Raw genomic sequence first — 8,405 nt, 5'->3', positions numbered from 1 at the left:
TGAAGTCCACCTCCAAGGCCCAGCCGCGCCCGTCGCGCACTGGCTCCGCCCCGAACTGCAGCGAGCGTTCGATCGCATCCGTCCGCACCGCCCGTTCCTCCGGCGACAGCGGCGCGACCGCGCGCAGGTCGAAGATCAAGGGCCGGCGGCGTTCCGGCGGTGAAGGCACAGCAGGTCCTGTGCCGCCGACGCCCGCGCCGGCATCCTCCGGAGAGGCCTCGTCTGTCATGGAAAACTCCGTTCGGAAGGGCGGCGGCAAGAAAGCGCCTTCAAAGGCGAAGGCTCAGAAGACTGTTAGCTCAGTCTTGAGCACTGCCTAGACGCCACCCCTGCGGTCCCGCTGATATCGCCAGTGCGCGTAAGCAACCGTGGTCAGCGAAACGAGGCTGACCGAAACGTAATACGGCGCATAGGCATAGTCCAAAAACCAGTCATCAGCAAAGCCGTGAGGGGGATCTCTCAATATGAAATCGCAGGGGCTCAGACCGGCGATGTTCGTAACCTTGAATAACTGCACCCCCCAGTATGCCTGCCAAACCATGAACCCAAGGAGCGGTAGAGCAAGAGCAAGTCCCTCTGTGTCCAGGCGGGCTCTAACCAGTATCACGAAGGCGAGTAGATAGCAGGGAGCTGACAAGATGGTGTGCACCCCAAGTGCCTGCGCATCTCCCATCGGGCAGTGCTGAGGAAGGGTTCCTCCCCAGCTAAGAAATGCCGCCAGGTATAAGGGTACGATAGACCACCTTGTCACAGTTCTCTCCCTGGCCCACGCGGCGGCACCGCATCCGGTCCCGCTACGAGATTCTTGTGCGTGCACCGATAGCGCCAATGCGAACAGGCAATGGCAAACACCGAAGCGAGGCTCATGGAGATGTAGTAGGGTGCGTAGAGCAGCTCAAACCAATCGCTGTCGGCCTCTCCGAACTCCTCACCCATCATAAGATTGCAGGCATTGCGTCCATTGATGTTCAGCCAAACGAAGAGCTCAAAACCCCAAGCTGCTTACCAGAGCATAAAAGGCACCAGCGGCATAGCAATGACGAGGCCAATGGGCTTTAGGTGACAAGCCAGCAGGACCGCAATTGCTGCAGCATAAGGAATGCAAGAAAACATGAGAGCGCCAGCCAGTGACTTTGGATCTCCCATGGTGCAGGTCGTCATAAAGGTCCCACCCCAGCTCAGAGCCCAAGCGAGATACAGAACCGGGATCACCCAAGCTGCCAAGCTGACATCCCCCCAACGAGTACCAAGAAATCCAACCGCCAGCTTCTTTCGCTGCAGTGTCAGAAGTTCGATCAAATCAGGGCGAAATCGAGACGAGTTGCACGGTATCCACGACGAGCTGCTGGCGCCGCGATATGTATGGCTTACGTGGTGCTCTGGCGTTCTTGCCAATGACACCAATGCGCGTAACCAAGCGCGGCAATCGCTCCCAGACTAACAAACAAGTAGTACGGCGCATAAACTTGCTCGAGCCAGCCGCCCTGCGAAGGCCCAAACTCCTCACCGAACATGTGGCTGCATGCGCTCCGCCCGTTTATGGTCACCACGATGAAGAGCTGCGCTCCCCAATAGGCTTGGCGAACCAGAAGGAGCATTAATGGCAGCGCTACGATGAGTCCAAAGGGGTTGATGCTAGCAAAGCGAAGACAAGCGAAAGATACCAGGTATGGACCAACAGAGAGAACCAGGCCGCCTGCAAGTGATTTCGGATCGCTGCCGGTACATGTTGTCGCAAAGGTGCCAAACCAGGACAGGAACCAAGCAAGGTACAAAAAAGCAATACCAACTGCTGCCAACGTGTCTACCCCATTAGGCTGCTGTTCTGTCGGCCAAGCCTTACGGCACGCACTCCTCGCTTGCTATCCAACTGTGACGACAATCAGGCGATTCTAGGGAGATTCTTTGTTTCTGATCACTCAGATACTTCGGAGCCCAGATGCCTTTTCAGCTCTTTCCGGCGGCGATGAAACTCCTCCAGGTATGTCTTTCGATCTGGCGTCTTGTTGAGTTCCGAATCAGAGAATCCTAGAGGCGTTCTTTCCCATGCGCGCGTTTCGTATACCCGCGCAACCCTGGCACCATAATCAGTTACGTGTTCTTGACCGGTGAACTTGTACGGTGAAGCAACTTTGGCAACGGTTGGATCTTTGACTCGTTCTTGGATTCTTTGAATCAGCATTATGCCAGCTTTAACATTGACGAGTGCGTCATTGAAATCCGGCTCATCACCGATCAGGGTGCCCCAGGTCTTCGGATTGATGTTCATAGGCAAAGTCGTTTTTTCTGCTCCTAGCGACTCTGGGATCCAGCCGTAAGATGCGCCATGGGCGTTCTCCACATACATGACTGCCTTGACCAAGTCGGGATCGACATCCATCTGCTCGGCCACGTGCACAATCAAGTCCTGATGGATCCAGACCGCCCAATAGCCCTGTGTATGAAACGCATACCACGGCTCTTCGCCACTTGCTGTTGGAGAATCCGCGATCTCGAAGACGGCGGGCTCATCGGCCAGGATGTTGGCGATGCGGTCCTTTGAGAGGTTGATCACCGGGGCCGGTGAGCCGTCTAGAAGACGGGTCTTCGAGGCGGCGGCATTCTCGGCAAGCGGAAGATCGGGATAGCTGAAACGCACCGGCTGCTTGGTGCCGAAGTCCGTTCCCAGATGTTCCGCCGGGACGCGATCGGCGCCTTCCGGAAAGTAGGGTTCGAAGGCCTCCTCGATGTCCGCTTGGCCGACGACCATTTCGACGCCCTCCCCGCCCAGGATCTCCTCGCTAGGTAGCGCATCCGGGTCTGCGTTTGGGCTAACCAGCACGAGGCCGGTGTTGCGTCGATTGCGGACCCAGAAGGCATCGGCCGGGGCCAGGCCCTCTGCCTGCCACCGGCGGCGGGCTTCTTCCGCCACCGCCGCCACCCGGCCGGTCTTCATGATGTGGGTGCCGTAGCGCCGCGGCACGGTGTAGCTGTCGTAGACATGGTCGAAGCGCCAGATGGCGTCGAAGAGGCCGCGGCGCACGGCACCCTCGACGTCGGAGCCTTCGCGGCGGTGCAGCCGGGCAAAGCGCGTGGCCAGCTCGATGCGGTCGCCGGGCTGGCCGATCAACTGTCCCGCCGCCTTGGCCACCTGCTGGCTGCGCCGGTAGAACCGCTTGTCGCGGCGGTCGTGTTTCCAGGGCTCGACCGCTTCGCGGTTGGCCTCGATGAAGTCCACCTCCTGGGCCCAGCCGCGCCCGTCGCGCACGGGCTCCGCCCCGAACTGCAGCGAGCGTTCGATCGCGTCCGTCCGCACTGCCCGTTCCTGCGGCGACAGCGGCGGCACGCTGCGCCGGTCGAAGATCGACCGGCGCGGCTGGGCAGGCTCACGCGGCGTTTCCACTGGTGACTCAGGCGCAAGGGAAACCGGGCCGCCGGCAGCATCGCCGGCCGCCACGGCCGAGGGTTCATCGGTCATGAAAGGACTCCGGTCAGAGGGCGGAGGCAGAGGCTCGCAGTGGGATCACCGGCGGGGTGGCCCGGCGCCGTTCGGCAGGGAGGAGAGGCAGGACCGAACGTTGGCTGCGCCGGGCCGTTGCCGCCGCGGCAATCCAGAAGCAGAGAGGCGTTACCAGTCGTGAATGGCGTAGGCCGTTTCGCTGCGCATCGGCGGCGCGCGGCGTTCGCGGCGCACCGGCTCGGCGAAGGTGAGCGCGAGGGCGTCGCCGGCATCGGGGGAGAGGCCGAGGCGCGCCTTGATGCGCTCCTTGGCCTCCAGCAGGAGCTGCTGGTTGCTGTTGATCTGAAAGCCCGGCGCGCAGAGGTGGCTGTGCAGCAGCGGGTCGTCGGGCAGTTCGGCGCCGCCGGGGTCGGCCAACCAGTCGCGCAATGCGCCCCAGATCTCCGCGCGCTTGTTGGCGTACTGGCGCGCGTCCTGGGCCCGGGCGCCGAAGTTCACGCCGGTCACGCGGCGGCGGTAGCCCAGTTCCGCCAGGCGGTCGTAGACCGCAGCGCCGAAGGAGCCCATGTCGATGAAGGTGCGTTCCGGCTGCAGGCGTTCGATCTCCCGCGCCACCAGGCCCGCCAGTTCCATGGTGTCGGCGCAGTCGACGGCGCGGTTGATGCGCTGCCCTGCCGCCCGGCCCTGGCGGTCGATGAGATGGGAGCGGTCGCCGCCGCCGCGGGCCACGTCGACGCCCAGCAGCAACGGCGCGTGGTCCTGGCCGCCAGCCTTGTGGCCCTGCGCGCGGACCACCAGTTCCGGGCGGATGAGAGAGCTCTGGCCGCTCACCTGAAAAGCCTCCTGTGCGGTTGCCGGGTATTCCTGCTTGAAGCGCCACGTAACGGTATCACCCGCTTCGCCGGCGGCGGCCGCCAGTTCGGCGTTCTTGGCCCAGGCCCAGTGGACCTGGGCACGACTCAGTCGATGAAGCGCGCCGTAGTCGCGAAAGGCCGGCGGCGGCTTCCAGCCGCGCGGCGCCGTGCTGCGATAGCCCTCGTGGAGGAACCAGGGAATGAAGATCGCCTGATAGTCCCCCTCCCCGCGCACCGCGGACTGCCAGAGATTGTAGAACAGCCCGCCGACGCCGTTGGCCGTCGACTCCAGGATGATCTCGGTGCCGTCGCTCTTGGGCACGGCCTGCAGGGCCCCGGCCGCATGCTCCTCGGCATTGGGCCAGTGGGCCACCTCGGAGCCATGGAAGAACTGGATGGTGTCGGAGCGGCCGACACCCGAGGCCTTGGCGGTGCCCACCTGATAGCCGGAGTCCAGCAAGCCGAAGGTTAGTTCCTTCGCGTTGCTCGCCTTGGTGAGCGGCTTCACCGGCGGCGGGCATAGATCGTGAAACCTCTTGGCCATCGCAAAGAGGTTCGCGGTGGCCTGGTCGCGGTGCGTGAGAATGAACGCGCGCAGGCCGCGCCCGTGAGTCACCTGCCAATAAAAGCGCGCGCCCACATAGGTCGAGACGCCGGGTTGCCGCGCCTTCAGGATCAGTGCCCGCACCCGGCCGAGGTCCGCCTTCTGCGCTTCCAGGCGGTCGTGGATGAAATGCTGCACCTTGTTGAGCTGCAGCGCCTCGAGCCGGCCGGATTTGCTGCGGATCTTCAGACAGCGCGCCGCGTAGTGAACCAGATCGTCCTTCAGGCGTTGGCGAACGGCGCGCTCGCGCGCGCCGGCGGCGCTCATGCCAGATCCTTCAGGGCGTCCTCGTGGCGCAGGACCACCTCGCCGCCGTGCTCCACCGTCTGCAGGCGCGGGTGCAGATAGGGCGCGGCCTTCTCCGCCGCCCACTTGCGGTCGGCCAGGCTGGCCTCGGGGTCACGCAGCACCGCGAGCATGAAGTCCAGCGGCGCCAGCGACCGGTCCTTGTCTTCGCCCGCAGGTCTCGCCGCTTTCGGTTTGGCCACAGTGTTTCTTGCGGATTGCGCAATACTCGGAGCATCGTCGCTGCGCTTCGGCATCGCGGTTCATCCTCCGGGGAGCGTTTCCGGGAGACTACGACCTTTCGCTGTAGGGGCGCTCAATACGCTGTGCGACCGGTCGGATAGTGCCGACCGCAGTGCGTGGCCGGTACCCTCACAAGATGCCAAAACCGTGCAAGCTGTGCAACAAAAAAAATTGCGAATTACGGAATTTTCTTGAACCTCAGGTTTCTGTCCGTCATGCCTCCGGCTGCGCTCAGCGGAGCTGCCATCGGCCTTGCCGGTTCCCCGTCAAGGGGACGCCGATCAAGGCGCTGGGCCTTCCACAATGGAACTGCGCCGCGGCCGGAGAATGCTGATCTCCTCGAGACTGGTCTCGCTGATCACGAAGTCGAAGAACACGGGGCTGTAGCTGTAGGTGACCCGCACGATCACCACACCCTCGCCCGGTGCGCCCATGTTCTGTGCCAGCGTCAGGGCGTTGGGAACGCTGCCGCCGTTCTTGCTTTCCTGCCAGTCGAGGATCGGCGCCCCGGTATCGTCATCGAAGCGAACCGCCGCGATCCCCACGGCATGGCTGGTGGTCGGAAAGGGCTCGAGCACCAGCTCGGCGGCACGCAGGATGTCGGTGATGTCGCCGCTGGTCACCGATCGCTGCTGGGTGATCAGGTCGGCCGTGGTCTGCGCCGAGGCCACGACCTTGCGGTCCAGGCGCAGGAGATTGGTCACCTCGACCACGCCGATAAACAGCATCAGCATGATGGGCAGCAGAAAGGCAAAGTCCACTGTCGCATTGCCGCCCTTGTCTCCGGCGAATTTTCGTGCCAGGCCCGCCATCAGTTCACATCGTAGGGTTCGTTTTGGAAGGCGACCGTCGAGACGATCAGGTTGCCGGCGATCCCCGTGGAGATAACCTCGTTCATCAGGGGCGTGGTAAAGTCCCAACGGTAGATCGCCCGCACCACGGTTACGGCGCCGCTGCCGCCCGGGGCGAAGCCGGTGTTGATGATCTCGCCGTCCTCGTCGGTCTCGATCGGCATGGAGACCGCTGCGAAACTGCCGAAGGTCTGAACGTTGAAGATCACCTTGGAGCAGTCGATGACGTTGTGGAGCGAATCGCAAAGCTCGGTCTGAAAGGCTGCGACCGGATCGGCCTGGCTTTGGATCTGACCGGTGCGGATCGCCCGGGCCGCCTCCTTGGTGGCGCCTTCGATCACGCTGCTGGTGAAGAACATGATGGACATCTCGATCAGGCCCACCATCAACAGCAGGAAGGGCGGTGCGACCAGGGCGAACTCGATCAGGACGCCGCCGTCGTCGTCGCGCAGCAAGGAGACAGCACGCCGCCCACGCCTGGCGGGGCCCAGGCGCAGCCTTCCGGTCAGTGCCGCCCGAATAGGCCGGCCTGCCTGCTGTACCCCCTGCTGTAGCCATCGAACCGCAAGCATCGAAACCTCTCAAGGGAGGCCCGCAACCCCTCTCAGGCCGCGAGTCCTGATCCTCCCATCAGACGATTCGACTGTGTTCCGCCTAACAAAGCCTTAAGAGAATCGGCCGCGGCGGCGGCGCGGAAACCGCATCTGCACCACCAAGACGCTGACAGAAATCCCAAGCAATTGAGATAAACATTTTATTACGCAATTTCATGTTATTACCTCGCATAACCACAGTCGTTTCTTAGCTAAAATCGGCGGCCAATTGAGGCAAAATCGAAGCGATTCTTTTGCCGCCTCCGTCATTGCCCAAGGGGTCCTGGAACCGGCCCCCTTGTCTCATGGGATCAAGGCAGCATATGACTAGGAAGGGCAGGAATGCCCAAAGAACGCAGCAACATGGTCAGCGTTTGATGCGAACGGCAAAGTTCCAGATCGGGCAGATTGTACGGCACCGCTTCTTCCCGTTTCGCGGCGTGATCTTTGACGTGGACCCGGAGTTTTCCAATACCGACGAGTGGTGGGAGGCCATTCCCGAGGAGATCCGCCCGACCAAGGACCAGCCGTTCTATCATCTCCTTGCCGAAAACGAGCAAACCTCATACATCGCCTATGTGTCCGAACAAAACCTGGTTGTCGACGAAACGGGCGATGCCGTCGGTCATCCGCAGGTGGACCTGCTCTTTGATGGCCTTGAGGACGGCCACTACGTCCTGCGCCAGTCCCAAACGAACTAGCAGGCGATGGGGCGCGGGCACCGGCTCATTGGATCGGGCCGACCTCCTTGTCGAGCCATGAACAGAGCCGTGCCAGAGCACGGTCGCGGATGTCATAGACCGTTCGCCGGCCACAGCCGAAGCGCTGCCTGAGGCGGGCCACCTTCACACCGCATGCCAAGGCGAAGAGGACCGCAACATCGCGTCGCGGCTTCGATCCACCGGCATGGGGCAACCAAAGCAAAACCGTATCCATCCGATCGATGGCATCGGCAGGTGCCGGAATGCGGGCGATACGATCTGACTGAGCGCGCGCCGATTTCCGTGACGCAGCCAGGTTCAGTTCCTGATCCTCCTGCACGATGTCGGGCCAATGGGCGCGGCTGGCGGCGGTCAACCATCCTCGTTCGCGGTTCGGCAGGCGTTTCAAGGTGTCCGCCGCTTCCATGAGCAGCTCCCAGACTGCATCCCTTAAAGTCGGCTCTCCGCAACCGCCGCCGCGCGCGAGAGCATAGCCATGTTGTAGGGCCAGTCGACTTTGAAAGAGCAGACGGGCCGATTGTTCTCTAGCAGTCCGGGCAGGCACCTGCGGGCTCAAGCCTTGTCCTCCCAAGATGAGTTCAGTTTCAGTTGCTGCCTCGATTGACGCGGCGGGCGGCGGGTTGGCGTGCCCTCCCCGCCCGGCGCAAGCGCGGAACCATCCGGCGAGAGCCGGCACCCCCAGCTAGCGAGAGCCCGCTGCGCGTCCTTTGTTGTCCAGACCGCCCGGGCCGCGTGTCCGGCCTTTCTCAATCGCCGGATCAAGGCATCCTCTTCACGCGTCAGGGGTTCGGCCGGAACCCGTCTGATATCGCCG

The 8,405-nt window shown here is 62.7% G+C and carries 9 protein-coding genes; 1 reads left to right on the top strand and 8 read right to left on the bottom strand.

Annotated elements, in window-relative coordinates:
- The 7 genes from Q0996_RS25115 to Q0996_RS25085 all read right to left on the bottom strand — a co-directional run.
- Positions 1–229, bottom strand: a 229-nt coding sequence (locus Q0996_RS25115; RefSeq protein ID WP_299626843.1) for a hypothetical protein, incomplete at its 3' end; no start/stop codon positions are given.
- Between the two features lie 1,138 nt (positions 230–1,367).
- Positions 1,368–1,799 carry a hypothetical protein gene (locus Q0996_RS25110; protein WP_299626840.1) on the bottom strand — a complete coding sequence of 144 codons (432 nt, stop codon included), beginning with the start codon at positions 1,797–1,799 and terminating at the stop codon, positions 1,368–1,370.
- Positions 1,800–1,915: 116 nt separating this feature from the next.
- Positions 1,916–3,457: a hypothetical protein gene (locus Q0996_RS25105; RefSeq protein WP_299626837.1), complete on the bottom strand. Its 1,542-nt coding sequence runs from the start codon at positions 3,455–3,457 to the stop codon at positions 1,916–1,918.
- A 150-nt stretch (positions 3,458–3,607) separates the two neighbouring features.
- Entirely contained in the window at positions 3,608–5,164 is a 1,557-nt protein-coding gene (locus Q0996_RS25100; protein ID WP_299626834.1) for a hypothetical protein, read from the bottom strand.
- The gene (locus Q0996_RS25095; RefSeq protein ID WP_299626831.1) at positions 5,161–5,385 is read right to left on the bottom strand and encodes a hypothetical protein; all 225 of its coding nucleotides are present in this window, start codon (positions 5,383–5,385) and stop codon (positions 5,161–5,163) included. The genes Q0996_RS25100 and Q0996_RS25095 overlap by 4 nt, the downstream gene beginning before the upstream one ends.
- A 321-nt stretch (positions 5,386–5,706) precedes the next feature.
- Positions 5,707–6,237 carry a TadE/TadG family type IV pilus assembly protein gene (locus tag Q0996_RS25090; protein WP_299626828.1) on the bottom strand — a complete coding sequence of 177 codons (531 nt, stop codon included), beginning with the start codon at positions 6,235–6,237 and terminating at the stop codon, positions 5,707–5,709.
- Positions 6,237–6,731: a TadE/TadG family type IV pilus assembly protein gene (locus Q0996_RS25085; protein ID WP_299626825.1), complete on the bottom strand. Its 495-nt coding sequence runs from the start codon at positions 6,729–6,731 to the stop codon at positions 6,237–6,239. The genes Q0996_RS25090 and Q0996_RS25085 overlap by 1 nt, the downstream gene beginning before the upstream one ends.
- Before the next feature lie 461 nt (positions 6,732–7,192).
- Between Q0996_RS25085 and hspQ the strand changes: the two genes are divergently transcribed.
- Complete coding sequence (gene hspQ / locus Q0996_RS25080; protein ID WP_322096803.1) at positions 7,193–7,570, top strand: heat shock protein HspQ; 378 nt, start codon at positions 7,193–7,195, stop codon at positions 7,568–7,570.
- Between the two features lie 25 nt (positions 7,571–7,595).
- Here hspQ and Q0996_RS25075 read toward each other — a convergent pair whose 3' ends face one another.
- On the bottom strand, positions 7,596–7,997 hold the full coding sequence (locus tag Q0996_RS25075; RefSeq protein ID WP_299626822.1) for a DUF6362 family protein: 402 nt from the start codon (positions 7,995–7,997) through the stop codon (positions 7,596–7,598).
- Positions 7,998–8,405 lie beyond the last annotated feature (408 nt).

The sequence above is a fragment of the Pelagibius sp. genome (assembly GCF_028289705.1).
GTDB lineage: Bacteria > Pseudomonadota > Alphaproteobacteria > Kiloniellales > Kiloniellaceae > Pelagibius.
Note: the sequence above shows the minus strand (reverse complement) of the source record. Positions and strands in the feature narration are given on the sequence as shown.